We start from the raw sequence: 21,593 nt of genomic DNA on the forward strand, positions 1-21,593 counted from the left end.
CAAGATGTGTAGCTTTGCAGCCATCAAATTAAGAAAGCAGCAAATGGGGCGACTCTGGGGCATGATGCTGATAGGAAGCTTATTGTTAAGCGCTTGCGGGCTACAGCGGCAAACCGCTGCTGCCTTAGTGCACCTCCCGCCCCCACCTTTATCTGCAAGCTTTGCGCCCGAGCCCGGCCCTACCGCCTTCGAGCCCGACTTTTGCCTGCCTGTCCTGCTCACCCCTTTGCCCATCCCCCCACCGCCCATCCCTGAGCGGCAGCCCGCTAGCGATTCCATTTATTACAACCTCCCCCTCCCTCCCCTGCCGCGCTACCCGGTAGCACAAGACACCCAATCTCTGGCCGCCTACCTCGATTTCTTGGCCGCTTTCTACGAGGAGCAGGGCATCCGTTACCGCTCTGCGCCGCTCACCGACTGCTCAGGGCTGATGCACCGCATTTTCCGCAACCTGCAAGAAGCCTGCCCAAGCTTGGACTTCCCCTCCCCTGCCACAGCCAGGAGCTCACGCGCCCTTGCCCGTTGGTATTATGACCGGGGGCAGCTCTCCATCATACACCATGCTGCCGACAGCAGCCACCTGATCCGCCCCGGGGCTTTACTGTTTTTCGGGCGGAACGGCCGCCGCTTCCGCAGCCCAGATATCGGGCAGCTGTGCCACAGCCGGGGCATTCAGCACATTGGCCTTGTCGTAAGTGTAGACTACGATGCGGATGGCACCGTAGCTGCTTACACCTTGCTCCATGCCCCCCGCCCCGGGCAATCCATTTCAAGGGTTAACCGTTACCGCACCAACCCGAAAGCACCCCACCTGCCAGCCTACGGCAATTGGGGGCAGCAGTGGGTAGCGGTAGCCCACTTGATCTCCGAGCCGCCCCCTGACCTCCCCTGACTTGGGCGTGAACCAAAATGTCGCAGGGGTTTATGCTTTCCGGGCTTTAGCCTGGCATTGGCCTGCCAGCATACAGAAACTTGCAATTTGCCCGCGCTCAACTCTCCCCCCCTTCGCCAAAAACCTGTACCTTAGAAGCATACAGACTCCCTCCTAACGCTTCACTTTTTGATCCATGCTTATGCTCCCGCGACTGCTCAACCTGGACACTGCCCTGCTCACCCCGCGCACCGTGGTGCGCCGCTTCAGAGAGGGCGACGGGGAAGCCTTGTACAACCTCATGCAGGACAATTACAGCCGGTTGAATGACCACTTCCCGAAAACACTACAAGCAGCGAACACCATGAGCAATGCCGAGCTCCTCGTGCGCCGTTGGCTTGCACAATGGCACTTACAGGAAGGCTTCTCTCTAGGCATATGGCTCAATGAGACCGCAGCGCTCATTGGCATGGTAAGGGTTTTCCACATCGATTGGGACATCCCCAAAGCAGAACTGCTGTATTGGCTAGACAAAGAACATACCCAGCTTGGGCTGATGACTGAGTGCCTCGGCGCAGTGCTCCCTTTTGCTTTTGAGCAGCTCGCTATTGAGAAGCTGTCCTTGCGCACAGCGATGGACAATGTGCCCAGCCAGCGGCTGGCACGGAAATGTGGTTTCCGAAGGGAAGGAGATCTGCGCGCTGACTTCCGGAAGATGAGCGGAGAGCTGATAGATACCATGCTGTTCGGGCTCACCCGCTCCGAATTTTTAGGCACCTCTGCCTAACTTTATCACTTCACCTGTACAACCTAAGCCAATGCCTGTTTCTACCCCGGCTATTGCAGCCGAAGCTGCAATTTTTGCTATCCACTCCGCCATCCGGCTAAGCCGGAATATACAACGGGCTTATGCCCAAAGCCTACAAGGCCGGATGCTGGTCCTCCCGCTGCCGGCTTTTGACAACAGCATCGACCTCACCACAATCATTGCTTTCTTTGAGTGGTCGCCCCAACTGCTGAACAGGCTGGAAGACCTACGGAGCCTGCACCAAAGGGCTATGCGAGAGCTACAGCTGCCAGAGGTAGAGCGCCAACGCTATGAGCAGTACTACCTTGGCTTCCGCCAACTGCAAGAAGGGCGCGTGCCAGAGCTGAATGCTGATGACCTGCAGCACCTCTTCCGCGTACGCCAATGGCAGGAAGGCTACCTACAACGGGATAGCGCGCTCAAACTCGTACTTGGGACCGTCGTGGAAATTGGGATCGACTATTTTGCGCAGGTGCCCGGCGCACTCAATACAGATATGCCGCTCGGGCAAGCCCTCATGCAGATCCTTTCCGCTTTTGATGATATCGACTGGACCGACGCCCCTCCCCTCCAAACACAGTTTAGCCAAAGGCTTATCCCCCGGCTTTTTGCGGCTGCAGCCGAAACCCTGGCAGAGCTGAGCCCGCAAATCAGTGGGGACGAAAAGGTACAGCTCTTCCTTCGGCAAACGGCCCGGCGGATCGCCGAAGATCTTTACGCCAAAGCGGAGCAAGCCCGGTTTGAAGAACAAGAAGAAATGGCCCACTGGGGGCAATTCCTGCTGAGAAGCGCCATCCGTCATGCCGGTGCGCTTGTTGCGGAGAACCCTCAGGCGGTCTTCAATACCAATTACCCGGTAGGCGAGCTCATTGGGGGCTCTCTTTCGGTCCTGCTGCAGGCTGTGCTGGGGGAGGATGGGGAGCAGGGCCCTATCCTACTGAAAGACCGCATCAGCTTACAGGCCCTGGACGAACTGGTGGCGCACGCGCTTTCCGTAGTGGCGCAGCGCCCGGGCTTCATTGTGCAGGGGCAAGGGCTGCAGATCCTGATCGCAGGAACGGCCCGGGCCTTGCAACAACACCCAGTCTCCCAAATTGAAACAGCTGGGCTGCTCCGCCTTGCACTGGAACAGGCAGCAGGCTACCTGGCTTATGTACAGCAAGGAGAAGAAAGCCAACTGGCCCGGCTTTGGCTCCAAGCGTTGGAAGCAGTCCTGCAGGCTCTTGCCTCAGCATCCCCCATCTCCCTTTCCAGAGCGGAAATCATGGACATCGTCCAGGGCCTCTTGGACGAAGTACTGCGCGACCCTGCCTGGATAGCCGAGCAAGCAGCCGGGAAGCCTGTGCTAAGTGCCGTTTTGGAGATTAACCTCCGCGCACTTCGGGCACTCCCTCCCAGTGAGCGGTTGCGCCCGGGCGTTTTCCGCTGGCTGCTCCACCTCAGCTTGCGAGCAGTGGCCAACAGCCCGGAAGTACTGAGCCGGATCCGGCTGGGCAGCGACGCGCGGGAAGCTATTGTATTAGAGCAAGCCCTTCAGCTCGTTTTCGCCTCCGTTTACCGTTCACAAGCGCCCCGGCTCAACCGGGCATTGCTGCTGGAAAATCTCTTGGAGTATACGCTCGAAACCCTCATTATAGCCCACCCTGACCGGAAGGGGCTTGTGCTGCTTGAGCTGGCCCTCTTTGAAAGTGGGCTCAGCTATCAGCAGGGGTTCGACCAGAGGCTGGCCGAAGAGCTAACCGATGCAGCCTTGGCCGCTTTGGCTAACCACCCTGAGCTTGTTTCGGGCCAAGGCGGAGTACAAGCCATCATCAGCGGGCTTGCCCGGGCACTAGACCGCCGACGTTTGCGGGAGCCCGGCCTGCTTTCCTTCCTTTTGCGGCACATTCTTGAGCTGACCGGAGCCCACGCCCACCTCCTGATCGATGCGGATACAGATCAGCCAAAGCACCTTTTGGTCACCGCAACACAAGAAATTCTGGAAGCCCTCACCCAATCGTTCAACGATGAAGGGCAATGGCGGCCAGGGCTGAGCCCCGTGCAGGCAGTTGCTATCCTGGAAGCACTGCTCGAAGAGGTTGTCCTACACCCTTACTGGCTCGATGCCTACGCCTCTTCAGGGAGCCTGCTGAGGCAGGTCTTAGACAGCGTGCTGAGCACTCTCGAGGCCATCCCTACCGGGCAAAGGCTATCTGGGGAAAACCTAGAATTGGTTTTAGAACACGCGCTCTATACCACAGCCCGCAGCCCGCAACTGCTCGCCCGTATACAGTTTGCCAGCGACACCCTGGAGCGCAGTATACTGGAACACGCACTACAGCTGCTATGGGGGTACCTCTTCCCAAAAGGCACCGAGCCCTCCAGCCGGCTTGGTGAACTGGAGAAAGTAGCCGAGCTGCTTTTTGACGGGCTGCTGGAACGCTACCCCGACAAGCGAGGGCTCATCCTTGCCGATCTGATTTTGTTTGGAGAATACGGCGCAGGGCTGCCGGGCGCTTTGGATGAAGCAGCAGCCCTACGGCTGGCAGAAAGCGCAGCGGCTGTCCTGCATCAATACCCCGGCCTGGTTGCCCGCCATCAGGGGCTTAGGCTGTTGGTAAGAGACCTGGCCGGAGCATTGGAAGCTTATGGCTTAGCCCAGCCTGGGCTGCTGCCCGAGGCCATCCGCCTGACCCTCGAAACTACAGCCCTGCACTTGCACCTCTTCTGGCCAACGGAAGAAGAAGAGCCTGTCAACCTGCTTGTTATCGCCTTGGAACAAACCCTTCGTGCCCTTTCCGAACCGCCTTCCTCCGGAAAATGGAAACCACGCCTAAGCCAGGAGCAGCTGCTAGACCTGCTTGAGATCCTCTACCAGGAAATAGCCGCCCACCCTGCGTGGATTGCTCAGGAGCCTTGGCTGTACAAGCTGTTGCTCGCCCTCTTCCGCGCTCTGGAACACGTCCCTGCCCGGCAGCCGCTGCCGTACGAGACCCTGCGCGCCCTTCTGCTGTCCATACTCAATGCCGTCAACCTACAGCAACGGTTCCTCTTTAAAGTGCAGCAGCCGGGCAAGCCGGAAGCTCACCTCCTTATCCATATCGCACTAGACGATTTTTTCATCTTGCTCTATGGCGAATACGCTGCACAGCGGTGGCATCTTTCCCAGCTCCCCATCCTTACGGCTTTGCTCGATTATTTCCTTTCCCTGGCAGGGGCTAACCCTTCCCCGGATGGAGTGGCAGATGCACTGGCACAGCTACGTGCAGTCATCGATCAATGGCAAATGGACTTCAGGCTTACCCTGTCAGAGGTTCTAGCGGAATTGGGCAAGGGCAATTTGCGCTAAGCTGGAAAAAGTAGCGCCCTATTTCGGGCCAAATCCAGCTCAAAGTCTGCTTTCTGCGGCGCGCTTATTCAAAAAGTTATTAGTTTCGATTCCGCTATAAAGCCCTGAGGTGCCAAACCCGGGGCTACCCAAAAACGAAGGATTATGAAAAAGCAACATATTGCTACCTGCGGTGTCCTGGCTGTGCTCATTGCAGGGCTGCTAAGCTGTGGGCAGCCCCCTCAGCCACAGGAGAGCAGGAGCCAAGGAGAAGAAGAGGCCCAGCCCAGCGACTGGTTTTTCCGGCAACGGGCTTACCCTTACGGGCAAATCAATCAGGCTGTTTACCTAGAAGCAGTGAAAGCTAAACAGCGAGCTGAACGGCAGCAGGCTACGCGCTCCAATATGCCTTCTTGGGCGTTTAAGGGCCCTATGAATGTAGGCGGCCGCATAGCGAGCCTTGCTGTCCACCCTTCCTTTCCTGATACCCTATTCATAGGCGCCGCATCCGGGGGCGTATTCCGTTCCTATGACCGAGGGCAGACCTTCGAGCCCATACTAGACGATGCCCTTAGCCTGGCTATTGGCGACTTGGATATTGCCCCTTCCGACCCACAGACCCTCTATGTGGGCACGGGCGAGGCCAATGCGGGTGGCGGATCTATTGCCTACGATGGGGCTGGGCTGTACAAAAGCACCAACGGGGGCGATTCCTTTACCTATATCGGGCTGCCGCAGAGCGGCAGCATTGGCCGGATAGCCGTGCACCCTTCCAACCCAGACCACGCCTATGTCGCCGCTATGGGCAAGCTCTATGCCCCTAACCCCGAGCGCGGCATCTACCGCACCACCGATGGAGGGCAGACCTGGGAGCAAGTCCTTTACCTAAACGACTCCACAGGGGGGATCGACCTGGCCATCCACCCCTACCATCCCGATACGTTATACGCTGCCCTTTGGGAGCGGGTACGCCGGCCAGATTACTACAAGTACGGGGGCGATGGCTCAGGTGTGTACCGAAGTTATGACGGGGGCGACACTTGGGAGCAACTTTCCGGAGGGCTGCCTGGGGGCGAAAATGGCCGGATAGGGCTGGCGCTTTCGCCTTCCAGCCCCAATACCTTGTACGCACAGTATATTTCCCCCTTTGGCGATGATTTTGAGGTCTACCGCTCCAATGACGGGGGCGACACCTGGTCCCCCACTGGCACCAATGGCGCGACAGGGCCTAGCTTCATGTGGTGGTTCGGCCGGATGTTCCCCCACCCTACGGATGCAGAGACCGTCTTCCTCCCCAGCCTGCCCATGTACCGCACAACCGATGGCGGCCAAAACTGGGAAGCCGTAACCCCCGGTGTGCATGTCGATCAGCACGACCTCTACATCGACCCCAATAACCCGGATTATATGGTGCTCGGCAATGACGGAGGGCTCTACATTTCAGAGGATGGCGCACAAAGCTGGTCACACCGCGAAAGCCTCCCCATAACTCAGTTCTACACCTGTGAAATTGACTACAGCAACCCGCTTAGGCGCTATGGCGGAACGCAAGACAACGGCACGGTACGCACCACTTCTGGCGGCATCAGCAATTGGCAGGCCATCTGGAGTGGCGATGGCTTCTACTGCCTTGTAGACCCCGAGGACAATCAGTTCGTTTACCTCGAATCCCAAAACGGCCGCCTCCGGCGCTCAGTGAACGGGGGCACCTCTTTTCAATCAGCCCTGGCGGGCATCTTCAGCTCCGACCGCCGCAACTGGAGCACGCCGGTGGCCATGAACCCCCAAAACCCCCGCAGCCTCTACTACGGCACCTTCCGGGTGTACAAATCTGTCAACCGGGCGGTATTTTGGCAGCCCATTAGCGAGGACCTGACCGGGGGCGAAACCGGCGACAACCTGACTTACGGGACGATCACCAGCATTGCAGTTTCTCCTGTAGATACGCAAATCATCTACACCGGCTCTGACAATGGCAGGGTATGGCGGACTTCAGATGGGGGATCAACCTGGTCCGATATCTCAGCGGGGCTGCCAAACCGATGGGTAACCCGCGTCGCTGCTGCACCAGACGACCCTCTCACCGTATATGTGACCTTTTCCGGTTACCGCTTTGATGACTACCTCCCTCATGTATTCAAAAGTACCGATGGAGGGCAGACTTGGCAGGACATTTCAGCCGGGCTGCCAGAAGTGCCTGTCAACGAAATTGTAGTAGACCCTGACCGGCCGGAGCGCCTGTACTTGGGGAACGACCTGGGCGCCTACGTCAGTTTCAACGGGGGCCTGTCTTGGCACGCGCTCGGGCAGGGGCTGCCTCCGGTAGTCGTAAGCGACCTTTGCCTCCACCTGCCCTCACTAGAGCTGTATGCTGGCACTTACGGCAGGTCTATGTACAGCTTAGACCTGGCCAGCCTAGAGCCCCCAGCCAGCCTAAGCGGCCAAATCCGAGCGGCTGTACAGCCCGATGAAGGGCCTATGGGCGGGGTAGCCCTTGAGCTCTTGCCTGCCAGCACCGCCACCACAACCAACGCACAAGGGCTGTTCAGCCTTGATGTACCGCCACCTGGCAGCAGCCTTCGGCCAAGCAAAGATGGAGATGATACCAACGGGGTTTCCACCTTAGACCTTATCCTCATCAACCGGCACATCCTTGGGGTTGAGCCACTGCCCTCTCCTTTCCACCTGCTGGCAGCTGATGTCAACCTCACAGGAAGCATCACTACACTGGACCTGATACAAATCCGGAAACTCATTTTGGGCATCAACACGGAGTTCCCCGCACAGGAAAGCTGGCGGTTTGTAAGAGAAGCTCAAGGGGCCGAAGGGCTGATCCACTCCCCTTTCCCTATCACTGAAGAAGACCTTGCCAACGGGGCCATCACGGGCATCAAGGGCGTCAAGGTAGGCGATGTGAGCGGGGATGCGCTGTACTGAACCCCTACCCCTTGAAGATACCCATATTTTTGTGACACTAAGAGCGTATTGGGACTTTAGTAATCAGTCTGTCCCGCTAGACAGCGGGACACTTTTTCGCTTATACTTCGCCCCGAAAATCCCAACACACTCTAAAAAGCCAGGCTTATGAGCTACAATCCTTTTACCCTACTTTTGGCAAGCTTCCTATTCCTTTCCTCTTGTGCCATGAACCACCTGGGGCAGGCACAACGTGCCTTCAATGCGGCGGCGGCTACAGAAAATCAGCAGCGGTTTACGCCTCAGCCAGAGGTAGCAGTTTCACCTACCCTCAGCTATGCGGAAGCGGCCTACCACGCAGGAAAAGCACTGAACCGCCGCAGCAGCCTGCGAAAGAATGGCCTACTGGGCAATGCCCTGGCGCTGCGGGCCCTCTGTTTATGGAAGCTCAACAATTATGATGCTGCCCTTGAAGACAGCCGGGCAGCTCGCTATGCCTTTCAAGAATTGGAACAACGCACGGGCCTGCAAATGCCCCGGGACGAAGCACTGATGCAGGCCCTGCCCAGCCTGATTGCCATGGACCAAGCCCGGGCAGCGCTTTTTTCCTTCCACCAGGCCGATGCCCCCTATGAGCGCGCAAGGGATTTTTTTCAAGAACAGATATACCATCCGGAAGACGATAAGCTGGCTGCACTGGAAGGCGCACTACAAGAGCTTTCGGGCTTGCAGCTGCTTGCCGGCAGCGTAGAAGAGCTGGAGCTTTACTTGGTGATGTCTCAATTGGCAGGCCTAAAAACCTGGAGCCAGGGGATTGATTTTCTGAGGCAGAGCATTAGCCGGGATGAAAGCTTGAACGAAGCAGAACGCCAAACTGCTATTGCCTTTCTGCTCAAAGCCAAACAACAGGACTTCGAGCCTGTCAAAGGCCGGTTGCTCAACGAGCTGAGCCGTAGGGTAGCAGGTGGAACCTCCTCACCGGTTTACCAATTTTGGAACACCGTCTTATAGCTTACAGCCCAGGAAAAAAGGCATCTTCCAGATGCTTCACACTGTAGGATTTTTCATCGAGGTAAAGTACAGCGATGATGTCGAAGCGCACCTCCCAATCGTGGTCGATAAGGTCGATGTAGGCGTGAGCAGCTGCAGCCAGCAGGCTTTCTTTGTGGCGGGTCACAAAATCTTCAATTTCGCCGAATGCAGTGCTGCTGCGGGTCTTGACCTCGACAAAGACCAACGTTTTGCCGTGCCTGGCGATAAGATCTACCTCTGCCCTTCGGTACCGCCAGTTTTGTTCGAGGATGGCGTACCCTTTCTCCTCTAAGAAACGGCGGGCAATCTGCTCGCCAGCGGCTCCGGTATCTTGCTGCCTAGCCATGACGGATCAGGCTTGATCTTCCAGCTGACGGATGGCCACCCAAGCCATAAGCCCCGTACTGATCGCCAGAGCATCCTCGTCTACATTAAAGGTATTGGTATGCAAAGGCGAATTGATGCCCTTGGCGGCATTTCCGGTGCCCAGGCGGTAGAAACATGCCGGCATTTCCTGAGAATAATACGCAAAGTCTTCCGCTGTCATGCGTATAGGCAGCTCCACAACATTTTCCGGGCCGAGGTATTCGGTAGCATACGCCCTGACCCTCTCGGTAAGCGGCTCGTCATTGATCAGAGCCGGGTATCCAACCTGAATATCAAAATCACAAAAGCCGCCCATGCCTTCAGCTATGGCGGCCGCCATTTTTTTCATCCGTTGGTGTGCTTCGAACCGCCAAGCCTCATCCATAGTGCGGAAAGTGCCTTTGAGCTTGACTTCGTTGGGGATGATGTTCGTCGCGCCGCCAGTAGAAGCGATATGGCCGAAAGTCAGTACTGAAGGGACTGCAGGGTTGGCATTCCGGCTGATGACCTGCTGCAGGGCCGTAATGATGTGGGAAGTAATGACGATGGGGTCGATGCAATCCATAGGAAGAGCACCGTGCCCGCCTTTTCCCTTCACTGTGACGTAGAGCTCGTCGGCAGAAGCCATATACTTGCCTCCACGCATCCCTACCTTCCCCACTTCGAGCGGAGGGTGGACGTGCTGCCCCACAATAGCAGCCGGGCGCGGATTTTCGAGCACCCCTTCCTTGATCATAAGGGAAGCCCCTCCCGGCAGCCGTTCTTCCGCAGGTTGGAAAATCAGTTTGACCGTACCTCTGAGCTCACTGCGCAATTCCTGCAGGATACGGGCCGCCCCGAGCAGAGAAGACGTATGCACATCGTGCCCACAGGCATGCATCACCCCCTCATTCTTTGATTTGTAAACGACTTCATTAGCCTCCGTAATCGGCAGGGCGTCTATATCTGCACGCAGGGCAACGACCGGGCCCGGGCCTTTGCCCCCTTCAATGAGGCCGACCACGCCATTGTCCGCCACTCCTGTTTGATGAGGTATCCCCAGCTTCTCGAGCTGGCCTGCAATGAACTTGCCAGTTTCCACCTCTTCGAACGACAGTTCGGGGTGCTGATGTAAATGACGGCGCTGTGCTACCACATCTGGAAAAAACTGACGGGCAAGCTGTTGTACTTTATCCTTGAGCATTGAAAACCGAGTTGTAGGCCTTGATAAAATGAGCATTACTTGCTGCTAAGCTGCTGTTTGGCCTTCAGCTTAGACACGATGAACTTGCCCACTTTCTCACCCTGCGCCACCCCATTGTCTATAGCAGGGCGGTAGTGGATGCCCCCGTACAACCGGCTCACTGCAGCCTCATCTGAAGCGGCCAGGAAAGATGGGTAAGAACGGACGGGCAGGCCAAACTCTTCTTCTGTATTATCTACAAAAGCAAAGCCTTCCCCGAACAGGGAGGTCAGCGTTACTGCTGCTGCACGCGAGATCACACTATGCCCGCTTGTATACTCTGGGAAAGGCGGGGTTTGAAGGGCAGGGACCCAATCTTCATCAATGTATTTATTGATGACCGTTTCGGGGCGGATGAGGTTGCTCCGGTACTTTTCATCCCAGCAGCTGATAAAAGCATCGAAGAGCGAGATAGAAGTAAGGGTGTAAGCTTCCACCGATTGCATCAGGCTGGCTTGCGCCTTTTCGCAGGCAATTTTGGTAATGCCAATCCAATGCCCGCCGGGGGTGATTTTTTTGGTAGCAAACATCACATGGCCAGTATGATGGGAAACGTAGGGGTTGCAGTCCCAAAAACTGGCAATTTCATTGCGCTCTTCCAGTTCTGCCTCATCCTCCACTTGCAAGGCATGGTACACTTCCATGACTTCTTTCATAAACGGGCTGTCGGGGTCTGTGCTGAAGGGCGTAGGGGGCGGGGGCGTAAACTGATCGGGAGATGTTAGGACCAGCGTACGTATTTCACGCCAATGAGGCTCAATGCCATCCATATAATCTGGCGGGGTAGGCTGCCAACGGGCAGGGTCGTCCGTTATGGAAAACTTCGGATAAGTACGGGTCTGCTTGTACATATCCCCGTCAGCCCAGGCCAAGATAAAATCGCCTACTTGATTGCCGTAAGCCAGGGAGCGGTCCCATACGTCGCCAGGGATGCCCAGAGAGTCTAGTTCTTGGAACAGCTCTTCTTGGTAAGCGAGCATTTTATCTTCCGAAAAAGTAAGTGCAGTGCCTACTTTGAGAAAAGCCTGCAAAGCCGACAACGGATAGGCATATTCCTGCCCAGCCACAGGCTGAGGCACGTTCTCCAGCCCGTTGATCTGGCCTGACAGCGTGTTGTACTCAGCGTGGCCAGGCTGCAAAGCCTCATAAGCGGCCAAGCTAGAATAAGCATAGATGCGGCTAGCCACCGGGGGCGAGAAGATATCGTAGACGATAACGTCGGTCAGCTTCTTCATAGACCGGTGAAAATAGGCTGCTTGGTCAAGGTCCTGTTGAAAATTAGGGTTGGCAGGCTGACAGGAATAGAGCAGCCCGACAAGCATAACAAGGTAAAGGCCAACTTTCCGATACATAATTGTCCAGTTGAGTGATGAATCCTTACCAAATGTAACAAGTCTGCCGCACAAAAGGGCCACGCTATCCTCCTTTCTTACCGCAAGTGCCTGTAGCCCCTCGCCCGGAGAGGCCCTATACCGCCTGACTGAACAAACGGCCCGAAGGCTGCCGCTGCCAATATTTGGCATCAAGGGCCATACAGATGTTACGGATAAACGGCTTGCCCAAGGCCGTCACCTGTAGGCGGCCCGGCTCAATCCGGACCAGCCCATCGGCTTCCAGCTCTTGTAGCCTGCTCAGGCCTGCAGCCAGTGCTTCGCCCGGCGAGCCTGCCTCCCAATTGGCCTGATAACGGCACATGACATCTAGGATGTGCTGCCTCAGCTCCCGGTCTTCACGGCTCAGCAAATGGCCTTTGATGAGCGGCAGCTCCCCGGCATTGACCCGTTCCTGATACGTTTCGATTTTCTTTTCGTTCTGTACAAATGCGCCCCAGCTATCGCTGATAGAGGAAGCGCCTAGGGCAAGGTTGAGGTGGGTCGTAAAAGGTGTGTACCCCATGAAACTGCGGTGGAGCGTGCCCGCCTGCATCGCCTCATAAAGGCTGTCGCCGGGGAGCGCAAAGTGGTCCATACCTATTTCGGCGTAGCCCGCAGATTCCAACAGCTCGCGCCCCAGCTCGTACAAGGCCCGCTTCTCTTCGCCCACCGGAAGGTCAGATTCTGCATAGGCCCGCTGACTAGGGCTGATCCATGGAACGTGGGCATAGCTGTAGAAGGCGATGCGCTCCGGGCGCAATGTTCTTACTTTCGCCATCGTATCGCGAATATGAGCAGGGGTCTGTAGCGGAAGGCCGAAAATGAGATCGTAATTGATAGAAGTATAGCCCAGCTCGCGGGCTTTTTCCGTTACCAAACGGACATCCTCGAACGTTTGCCTGCGGTTGATAATGGCCAATATCTCCGGGGCAAAATCTTGTATGCCGATACTGAGCCGGGTGAATCCCAGCTGACGGAGCACTTCCAAGTGGCGGACTGATGTAGTACCAGGGTGGGCTTCAAACCCAAACTCATAACCCGGTGCGAGATCTACGTCTTTGAGGATGGAGGAAAGCAGGTACTCCAGGTTTTCCGGGGAAAAGAAGGTTGGCGTGCCCCCTCCTAGGTGCAGCTCTCTGAGTACAGGCCTCCCGGGCAGCATCTCCCTGTACATGGCCCACTCGTTCAGCACCGCTTCGATGTAGGGGTGCTCTACCCCATGGTTTTTGGTTATCCGCTTGTTGCAGCCACAATAGGTACAGAGGGCTTCACAAAATGGCAGATGGAGGTACAAGCTGATTTCCCGGCTTTCGCCAAAAGCGGACAGTACGCTTTTCTCCCAAGCCACTACAGTAGGGCAGCCTTCGTCCCAATAGGGCACGGTTGGGTAGGAAGTGTAACGGGGGACAGGCACGTTGTACTTGCCCAGTAGCTGATGCGTATTCATCGTTTATGGAGAGGTTAGTTGGGCACAAAGCTACCGAGGGCGGCCCTGCGGCCTGCTGACCATCATCAGGCTGCCCGGGTGATCTTCATCAGCCCTGCCAAAGAAAAATAAAAAAAGTTGGCGTGCAGATGTGGAATCGGCCCTTTCCCTGCCTCTATAAACCGAAAACACCTAAAACCCATAACCTTAAGCCTTGTATAACCCCTTAAGGCTCATTATTCCAACCAATTGAAACGGCTTAAATCCCATTAACCCATTTTTCCAGTTTTCTCCAACCCGGCACCCCGCCGGGTTTTTTTTGCACCTGAGCGATAGAAAGAGCTGTTCAAAATGCTCAAAAGTTTAGCACGCCCAATCCAAAGGCCTTAAGTTTGCAGCATGCCTACTTCCGATAAAGATTTAGAATTGGCCAAAGCGCTTATCTTAAAAGACTTTGGCATACAGGAGGGCAAGGAGGCCCCCAATGCGAGTGAAGAAGACCTGCTCCGCTTTCTGGCAGACCAGATTGCCGAGATGATCGCTTTCAACCTGGAAGTCCTGTTGAGCAACCTTTACCGCCTCGATGTCAGTGAACAAAAAGTGAACTTTGCCCTTTCGCCCCGCTGTCCTGAGCCTGCTAATATCGCACTGGCAAGGCTGGTCCTTGAGCGCCAGAAAGCGCGCGCCTTCACCAAAAAACATTATCAGCAGCCGGACCTTGGAGACTTAGACGGGCTTGAGCTTTAGCACGCCCTAGACTACGCCTGCTGCTGTTGCCCTTTTAGCGCTGCCCATTCGCCCTTGACGGCAAGGGCAGCTTCCTGTGGCCACTGCTCTGGATTGAGGCTGCTCAGCTCAGGGCCAGAAGCCTTTAAGATATTTTCTAGTGTAGCCAAGCTGCTAGCGGCGAGGTCTGCCCAAGTACGAATGCCAGCAGACTGCAAGGCAGCCTCTGCCTGCGGAGTCAGCCCGGAAAAGAGGGTCAGCTCTGTTTCATCTGTTGACAAAGGCTGTGGGCGAGGTAAAAAATCATCAGGGCTTTCCTGTTTTTGCAGCGCCAGCTGAGCCGCCTGCTCCACCCACCGGTCTTTCTCTATGCGGCCTTCAAAATAACCGATAGCCTGAGTAACCTCTTGAACGCGGGCACTGTCCCAAGTACTGATTTCCTCATAAGTGTAAATCCCCGCACCGTTGAGCTGCTGCTCCAGAAAACGGCCTACGCCCTCGATCCGCGTCAGGTCATCCCTTTCCGGCTTTTCCTCCAAGGGCAGAATCTTATCCCCGACCGGCTTTTCAGTAGCGAGGCCCAGTTCGGGCTCCTGATCAACAAGGGGAGCATCCGGAAGGCCCGGCATAGGATGTACTGCGGGGAAATCGCGTTCGCCCACAGCTGGGGCGGCTAACCCTAGCCGGTGCTGTTCACGGATGGCCTTTAGCAGGGTTTTATTTTGGGCGGAGAGCTCGTCCATACGCCTCAACAACAGGGCTTGGCTCTCGGCAGCGCCTTCTGGAGATCGGGCTTTCAGCCGTTCAATTTCTGCGTTCAGCTCCTTTACGACCTGCGCCATGGCCTCATCCGATGAGCCCCCTTCCTCAAGCTGCCGGCGCAGCATGAATACGTCCTTGTTCAACTGCTCTTTTTCCTCTTCCAGGCGTTTGCTTTTTACCTCAGCTTCCTGGAGGGAAAAGCCAAGCTTTTTTTGGTCAGCATCTTTCAACGCCAGCTGCTCGCGCAGGGCTTCCAGCTCAGCTTTGGCTCCGCTCAGCTCTTTTTTTTTATCCTTTAGCTCCCGCTTGAGCGCAATGACCCGCCGGCTGCGCAGGAGGTAGCCCGTGAGCAGCCCCAATAGGAAAGCGGCCAACATGACAATTAAAATGAACAGGCTTTCACGCCCGGTGAGCTCACTGAATAATGTGCTGAAGTCCATAGAAAGCAGTTTAAATTGGATGTTTTAGGAAGGCGCCAACTGATCTTACTGAACAATGGCCATCGTATCTGCAGGGGTTGCAAGCAGGCGGAAATTCACCCGCCGGTTTTTCTGCCGCCCCTCCGGATTGTCTGCACCCTGGGAAGTAGAATTGGGCGCTACGGGGCGGCTCTCCCCTTCTGAAGCAACCACAATGGGCACTTCAACATCAAGAGAATCTCTGAAGAATGCCCTTGCGCTTTCCGCCCGCCGGAGCCCTAGGTCCAAATTGTAGGCATCAGAACCGATGCTGTCGGTATGCCCAATGATGGCCATAGAAGCATCTGGGTTGAGGCTAAAATAGGTCTGTACAGAATCGGCATACAAACGGAGCGATGCCCCAGGGCTGAACTCGGCGGAATTGTAGGCAAAGTTGGCATCAGAAAACGTCATGTTCTTGAACGTGAACAAGACCTTCTCAAAGCCTCCGGCCACAGCATTGGGGTCATAGAGGTTGAACAGGGCAGGCTCGCGGAGCCGCCGGTCTTCGCTAATGCCATAATCCAGAGAGAAGCGGTCTTGCGGGACGCCCCGCTTGATGAGCAGTTTGCGCAGCTGATCGGCCCGTGCGAGGCCGAGGTTTTCAAAAAACCCAGGAGCGATGCCCACTTCGCTTTCCCGGAAAAGGGCCGTGATCGTCAGGTTGCGGTTGGGGCGGGCCTGCAGGATGGCCGCCAAGGTATCCAAAAAAGTGATGTTGTTGGCGTTTGTACGAGGGGACAAGCTGGCCGAATCAAAAGCCAGCTGATCATACCCCCTCAACAAAACGTCTTCCCCCTCAGTGAGCTGAAGCGTCTGCAGCCGGGCATCTACCGGTGCCCCTGGCCCACAGGCCTGCCTCAATTCGCAGACAAAATACCAGCGAGCCAGCAAAGCAAAAACGAGAAAGGCTAAAAAGGTCAGGAAGGCTAGAAACCGCATAAGCGAGTGATTGTTATTAATGGGCACTTGGGCTGCATACTTGGGGCCACCCTCTAAAGTAAGCAATTCGCCCCTTTATTGTATGCGTGCCCTCTTTTTTTCGCTATCCGCAAATGAACTGTACCATGAAAGCAAGATTTACGGCTCAGCATATCCGGCTGCGCCTCCGCAAATCAGACATCAGCCAGCTGCAGGCTGAGCAGGCGGTCACTACCCGGCTGTCTTTTCCTGGCAAGGACCTTGTGTTCCGCTTGGAAATGGGGCGGGCTCAAGCCCCCTCGGCTAACTTTAAAGACGGGGAACTGACGGTGACCCTGCCCGATCAGCAGGCCCGCCAATGGATAGATAGCGATCAGGTAGGCATTTCTCATACGCAGCGTTCTGCGGGGCTGCCCGATCTAGAGCTGTTGATAGAGAAGGACTTCCCATGCGCGCACCGGCCTATGGAAAACAAAGCCGATACCTTCCGGGAGCTGGCACCGGAAGAATGAGGGAAGCAAAAATGGGCTCAAACCAGGCTGTCGTTTTTCTAGTGGGGGCCTGCCCCTGCCAGCAGGCAGGTGCCGCTATGCTGCGGGGCTCGCTATCCGCTCGGCCCTATCGGGCTTGCCACCCCTGCGCAGCGCTAGGCCGATGCCAGGCTAGAGCCTAAACGCCTGCGATATTTTGGCTCACGGCTGTAAAACTTCGCTTCAGGCAAAGCCGCTACTGACGCCCAAGCCGGCCTGCAGCCCACTCCACTTTTTGGCGGGTCAGGAAGAACTTGCCTTCGAGCTCGGTCAATTTCAGCTGTGCTTCAATGAGCTTTTGCTCCCGTGAATTGAGCAGGAAGATAGAGCTTTCGCCCATATCAAACTTCTGGTACTCCGCATCAAGCAGGGCCCTGTAGTTGGCCACAGCTCCCGAGTAAAGCTCCATCTGCTCAAGGAGGTTATCCTGCTCGTTGATGTAATTGCGGATTTTGTTGGCGATTTCTAATTGCTTGCGCTGCAAGCCGTACTCTGCATCCTGCACTTTGATGCGGGTCAGTTCCAGCTTCCCCCGCTCTTTACGGAGCAAGAGGGGAAAATCAAACCTTACGCCCCATTTAAAATTTTGTGCTACCAGCCCATTAAGGCCATCATTAGCAGCTGCACCGGGCACGAAGTTGGTCCCCTCCCCGAGCAGGTTGTACTCCAAGTCGAGCCGGGGCTTCAGCTGTTCTGCCGCCAGCCGGCGATCGATTTCCAACTGTTGAAGCTTATAGTCGTAGGCGCGCAGCTCTGGATGCCGCTCCCGGGCTTCTCTCCAGAGCGCTTCGCTCCCTTCTGCCAGCGGCACTGCTTCCAAGCCAGAAAGCAGGGGCGGGCGCAAAGCATTGGTCACCTCCAAAGGCTCCCCCTCTTGGCTCCACAAGTAATTGGAGAGCATCAGCGTCGCATTCCGGTATACGATACGGGCGTTGTTGAGGTCAAATTGACGGTTCTGTATTTGGATCATGGTCTCCAGGGTATCGATAGCAGGCAGATCGCCTGCTTCGAAACTTGCCACAACCCCTCCAAAGCGTTGCTCCGTAATGGCCAAAGCCCGCTCAAAAACCTGCAGCTGATTGTAAGCTACGCACCAAGCCCAGAAGGCATCCGCAGCATTGAGCAGCAGATCGTTGACCATACGCTCCCGTTCTGCTTCATTGGCCTGCGCCATAATTTTGGCCTGCGCCAAATCAGCCCGGCGGTCATCAATAAAAAGCCCTCTCCCCAGAGGGACTTTGATGCCAAGCACAGCCTGCCCTTGCTCAGGGAGGGTGCGCTCCGGGTTTTGATAAATCGCATCATAGTCTGCTACGCTATAAGCTGCTTTGAGCTCTATGCCCCACCAGGTTGGGACTTTCACGCCTGCCTCGCCAAAACCAAAATAATCTGATTCCTTGAACGACTTTTGGTCCCAGTCGCCATAAAGCTTAGGGTCGAACCCGCCCCGGGCCAAGCGCTCCATAGCTTCAGCCTGCACCCCCAGCAGCCGCCCCTGACGGGCAACGGGGTGGTACTGTGCCACCCAGCCCAAGTAGCGTTCCGCGCTTAGTACTGCGGCACTGTCCAAGAGAGGCTGCCCTTGTGCAAGCCCAGCTGCGAACAGGCCGATTGCAAGTAGTATGCCGTACTTCACTATTTGATTGATTTTGCAGGTGCCTTAAACTCGAAATTCCCTTTTTCCTTTACCTCTTCGGGCGTGGTATCTTCCCCGTAATAATCCGGTGGGAAACCATTGAGCTGCCGCCAGATTTCATACCAGAGCGATACGTCGTTGAGCAGGGCAATGCCCTGTGCGCCTGAGCCCACCCTAAGGGCTTGCGGCCAGGGCTTTTCCGCATGCTCATGCGGGCTGACCAATACCCGGTACTCTCCATTGGCGCTGATCATGTTATCGATGGCCACCACTTCTCCGCTGTAAGTGCCAAAAGACTGGCCAGGCCAGCCAGAGAAAATGAACGCTGGCCAACCGTCAAAAATAAAGCGGACCTCCTGCCCGAGGTTGACCAGGGGCAGGTCCATCGGTTTTACGTAAAGCTCAACGGCCAGCTCATAATCTGCCGGCATGATGGTCACAATGCCCTCGCCTTCCTTGACCGTTTCCCCGATACCCGGCTTGATGGCTTTGGTGATATAACAGTCTTGTGGGGCAACGATATAATAAAATTGGCTGCGCTGCTCGTAATTGGAAGCCTGTATCCGGAGCTTGTTGACACTGCCTTCTGCATCGAACTGCGCAGAAAGCGTACTGAACTTGTCCGATTCTGCCTTGGCGATTTTCTGATTGTAAGAGAGCCTTACGGTGTTTAGGTCGAGCCGTGCAATTTCCAGTTCCTGTCTTGCTTCCTGTACTTTATTTTGAGCCGAGATGAGCTTAGCGCTTGTCTCTTGCAATTTGGCCTGTTTGTCCTCCATCTTCGTCCGGGAATTAATGCCTGACTCGAAGAGGCTTTTTGCACGGTTGTACTGCTGGCTGGCAATAGAATCCTGCACAATGGCCTGTTGGTAGTCTGCCTCAGCAGAAGCCAGCTTGAACTCGCTCTGCCTGATTTTGTTGGCCAGCTGCTGCTGCTTGAACTCCAGCTCTGAGCGCATGGCCTTAATTTGCTCATTCAGCGCTTGTACCTTTTGGCTATAGGAGGCAATTGCGCCTTCTTTTGCTGCAACCTGCCGGTTGGTGCGCTGTACCAGGTCGGGGTCGAAGTACTCCGCTTTGATCTCCGAAAGGTTGACGATGGTGTCGCCCTTTTTCACCAGCTCGCCTTCCCTGACGTACCAGCGCTCAATGCGGCCCGCGATGGTTGATTGTATCGTCTGTGGGCGCTGCCCGGGCTGCAGGGTCGTCACCTTGCCCTTGGATTGTATGTTCTGTGTCCAAGGTAAGAACATAAAGATGAAGAAAAGGGCAGCGACGGCCAGCAGCCAACGGGTAAACATGCGGTTAGCCGGTGAGAGCGCTGTTTTGTGGAAAGCGTTAAAGCCGTTGAAGGCGACCTCTGTATTGACCGAGTTATCTGAAATATTAAGCATAGAGACAGCCGTTTTTGAGTTAAGAACCAGATTGGGAAGCAGTGCTTTGCTTCAACTGCCCGTTTTCGGAAATCACACTATTCACACAAGTGAACACCTGCTTGAAGTGCATGCCTTGGGCTACACTCTTGAAGTCGCCCTGCTCCACAATTTTCCCGTCTTTCATGATGATGATCCGGTCACAGCGGGAAGCCAGCACGGGGTCATCGGTCACGGTGATCATGGTCCAATTGTGCTCCTGAGAAGTCAGGAAATCAGATATCATCTCACGGTCCTGCTGCTCTATGCCGTAGAAAAAGCCTTCTACAGCCAGCATGCGGGGCTTCGAGATGATACAACGGGCCAAAATAATACGGGTACGCACACTTTGCGGCACATTACTGCCTTCCGGCAAAAGCATGGTGCCATACCCGTCCGGCAGGCGGTCGATGTAAGGGCTAAGCCCTATTTGCTTGCTGATGCGGACCACCTCCTTCATAGGCACATCGGGGCAGCTGAAGGTAATGTTCTCCAATATGGTGCCCCGGAAAATATCCTCTTGGGCAGAATAATCGCCAATCTGCTGCCGCAAAGTATGGATATTGAGGTTTTGCATAGGGTAGCCATTGAATGAGATCGCGCCGCGGAAGTCGGTGTACAGACCGGCCATAATCTGTAGGAGGGTGGATTTCCCAGAGCCATTGTACCCAGCAATGCAAATCCGCTCATTTGGCTTGATGCTCAGGCTCAAGTTGTCCAGAGTGTTTTTGGTAGCATCCGCAAACCGGAACTGCAAGTTCTCTAAAGTTACCTCTATGCCCGTGCCCGTATCGATCTGCTCAAAGCGGGTACCCTCCTCCCCTTCGATAGGCAAGTCTACCACTGCGCCCAATTTTTCGAGCCCCGTCAGTACGTCATAGATGGTGTCCATGGTCAATATGAGCTTTTCCACAGAATTGAGCACGAGTATGACCACAATCTCTGCCGCCACGAACTGCCCGATATTGATTTGGTTCTGAATGACCAAGTAGGCGCCAAGGAACAGCAGCGCTGCCGTGATGACAGCTTTGAAGGCTACAATAGCACTGTATTGATTGACCAGTACTTTGAAGTGGTCTTTACGGGCATCGAGGTAATTGCAGACCAGGCCATCCGTTTTGTTGAGGGAGAAAGAGGTCCCGCCAGAAAGCTTAAAGGTGTTCATGGCCCGAGCGACCTCCTCCAGCCAATAAGCCACTTCGTATTTATACTTTGACTCTTTGAGGCTTGTCTTCAGCCCGCCGGGGCCGGTCAGGCGGAACACCCAGAACATGATAAAGACCAAAGCCAGGCCAAAGAAAACGAAGAAAGGGTGATAAAAGGAAATAAGGATGAGCCCGAACAGAATCTGCAAGACCGCTGTGGAAGTATCGATAAGGATTTTGGGCAGCCCTTTCTGCACCGACAGGGTATCAAAAAAGCGGTTGACCAGCTCTGGCGGGTAAAACCGGACTACCTCATCCAGCTTGATACGCGGTATGCGGTAGGCAAAGTCAAAGGCTGACCGGGCAAAGATGCGCCGTTGTATGGTCTCTGTGACCGTCAGCTGCATCACCTTCAGCACCCCCGACAAGGTTGTGCCCAAAGTGACGATCGCAACAAGTACGATGAGGGAAGTAGAAATGGCTCCACCGGCAATCAGCCCGATGACCGCCTGTATGCCAAGTGGCAGGCTGAGGGTGATCAGGCCGGCGAGAATGGCGTAAATATAGATGTAGGTGATGTCTTTTTTGTCCAGCTCCAGCAGCTTGAAGAACCGCTGCAGCGGGCGGGAAGAATTGTAATCAGCCATTGTCGGTGTTGTAAGGTGACCATTGAAGGGCAATG

General features: G+C 55.5%; 16 protein-coding genes. 7 read left to right on the plus strand and 9 right to left on the minus strand.

The annotated features are described in order from the left end of the window. The first annotated feature begins 43 nt into the window (after window positions 1-43). The 5 genes from FRY97_RS07230 (at window position 44) to FRY97_RS07250 (ending at window position 8,913) form a co-directional block, all read left to right on the plus strand. Complete coding sequence (locus FRY97_RS07230; protein ID WP_147166772.1) at window positions 44-892, plus strand: NlpC/P60 family protein; 849 nt, start codon at window positions 44-46, stop codon at window positions 890-892. Between the two features lie 181 nt (window positions 893-1,073). Then, window positions 1,074-1,658: a GNAT family N-acetyltransferase gene (locus tag FRY97_RS07235; protein WP_147166773.1), complete on the plus strand. Its 585-nt coding sequence runs from the start codon at window positions 1,074-1,076 to the stop codon at window positions 1,656-1,658. A gap of 31 nt (window positions 1,659-1,689) precedes the next feature. Continuing rightward, entirely contained in the window at window positions 1,690-5,007 is a 3,318-nt protein-coding gene (locus tag FRY97_RS07240; protein ID WP_147166774.1) for a hypothetical protein, read from the plus strand. A gap of 144 nt (window positions 5,008-5,151) precedes the next feature. Next, window positions 5,152-7,923 carry a VPS10 domain-containing protein gene (locus FRY97_RS07245; RefSeq protein ID WP_147166775.1) on the plus strand — a complete coding sequence of 924 codons (2,772 nt, stop codon included), beginning with the start codon at window positions 5,152-5,154 and terminating at the stop codon, window positions 7,921-7,923. Window positions 7,924-8,070: 147 nt separating this feature from the next. Beyond that, window positions 8,071-8,913 carry a hypothetical protein gene (locus tag FRY97_RS07250; RefSeq protein WP_147166776.1) on the plus strand — a complete coding sequence of 281 codons (843 nt, stop codon included), beginning with the start codon at window positions 8,071-8,073 and terminating at the stop codon, window positions 8,911-8,913. A gap of 1 nt (window position 8,914) precedes the next feature. Here FRY97_RS07250 and FRY97_RS07255 read toward each other — a convergent pair whose 3' ends face one another. The 4 genes from FRY97_RS07255 to hemN all read right to left on the minus strand — a co-directional run bounded on the left by FRY97_RS07255 (window position 8,915) and on the right by hemN (window position 13,342). Next, window positions 8,915-9,280: a YraN family protein gene (locus FRY97_RS07255; RefSeq protein WP_147166777.1), complete on the minus strand. Its 366-nt coding sequence runs from the start codon at window positions 9,278-9,280 to the stop codon at window positions 8,915-8,917. Window positions 9,281-9,286: 6 nt separating this feature from the next. Then, window positions 9,287-10,483: a M20 metallopeptidase family protein gene (locus tag FRY97_RS07260; protein ID WP_147166778.1), complete on the minus strand. Its 1,197-nt coding sequence runs from the start codon at window positions 10,481-10,483 to the stop codon at window positions 9,287-9,289. Between the two features lie 35 nt (window positions 10,484-10,518). Continuing rightward, window positions 10,519-11,874 (minus strand): vanadium-dependent haloperoxidase, encoded by a 1,356-nt coding sequence (locus FRY97_RS07265; protein WP_147166779.1) that lies wholly within the window; start codon window positions 11,872-11,874, stop codon window positions 10,519-10,521. A 115-nt stretch (window positions 11,875-11,989) separates the two neighbouring features. Further along, on the minus strand, window positions 11,990-13,342 hold the full coding sequence (gene hemN / locus FRY97_RS07270) for an oxygen-independent coproporphyrinogen III oxidase (RefSeq protein ID WP_147166780.1): 1,353 nt from the start codon (window positions 13,340-13,342) through the stop codon (window positions 11,990-11,992). Between the two features lie 378 nt (window positions 13,343-13,720). Between hemN and FRY97_RS07275 the strand changes: the two genes are divergently transcribed. Then, a complete protein-coding gene (locus tag FRY97_RS07275; protein WP_147166781.1) occupies window positions 13,721-14,068 on the plus strand; it encodes a hypothetical protein in 348 nt (115 codons plus the stop codon). Between the two features lie 11 nt (window positions 14,069-14,079). Here the strand turns inward: FRY97_RS07275 and FRY97_RS07280 are convergent, their stop codons facing one another. Then, window positions 14,080-15,249, minus strand: coding sequence for a helix-hairpin-helix domain-containing protein (locus FRY97_RS07280; RefSeq protein WP_147166782.1), 1,170 nt, complete (start codon window positions 15,247-15,249; stop codon window positions 14,080-14,082). 45 nt (window positions 15,250-15,294) lie between these two features. Beyond that, window positions 15,295-16,209: an OmpA family protein gene (locus FRY97_RS07285; protein WP_147166783.1), complete on the minus strand. Its 915-nt coding sequence runs from the start codon at window positions 16,207-16,209 to the stop codon at window positions 15,295-15,297. A 125-nt stretch (window positions 16,210-16,334) separates the two neighbouring features. Between FRY97_RS07285 and FRY97_RS07290 the strand changes: the two genes are divergently transcribed. Continuing rightward, window positions 16,335-16,700 carry a DUF7009 family protein gene (locus FRY97_RS07290; protein WP_147166784.1) on the plus strand — a complete coding sequence of 122 codons (366 nt, stop codon included), beginning with the start codon at window positions 16,335-16,337 and terminating at the stop codon, window positions 16,698-16,700. Window positions 16,701-16,914: 214 nt separating this feature from the next. Here FRY97_RS07290 and FRY97_RS07295 read toward each other — a convergent pair whose 3' ends face one another. From FRY97_RS07295 to FRY97_RS07305, 3 genes are read right to left on the minus strand one after another with little or no spacing between them, the layout of a single operon-like run. Further along, window positions 16,915-18,354 (minus strand): TolC family protein, encoded by a 1,440-nt coding sequence (locus FRY97_RS07295; RefSeq protein WP_147166785.1) that lies wholly within the window; start codon window positions 18,352-18,354, stop codon window positions 16,915-16,917. After that, window positions 18,354-19,748, minus strand: a complete 1,395-nt coding sequence (locus FRY97_RS07300) for an HlyD family secretion protein (protein WP_147166786.1) — start codon at window positions 19,746-19,748, stop codon at window positions 18,354-18,356. The genes FRY97_RS07295 and FRY97_RS07300 overlap by 1 nt, the downstream gene beginning before the upstream one ends. Window positions 19,749-19,767: 19 nt before the next feature. Beyond that, window positions 19,768-21,558, minus strand: coding sequence for a peptidase domain-containing ABC transporter (locus FRY97_RS07305; protein ID WP_147166787.1), 1,791 nt, complete (start codon window positions 21,556-21,558; stop codon window positions 19,768-19,770). Window positions 21,559-21,593: the final 35 nt, after the last annotated feature.

It is taken from the genome of Phaeodactylibacter luteus (assembly GCF_007993045.1).
In the GTDB taxonomy this organism is placed as follows: Bacteria; Bacteroidota; Bacteroidia; order Chitinophagales; family Saprospiraceae; genus Phaeodactylibacter; species Phaeodactylibacter luteus.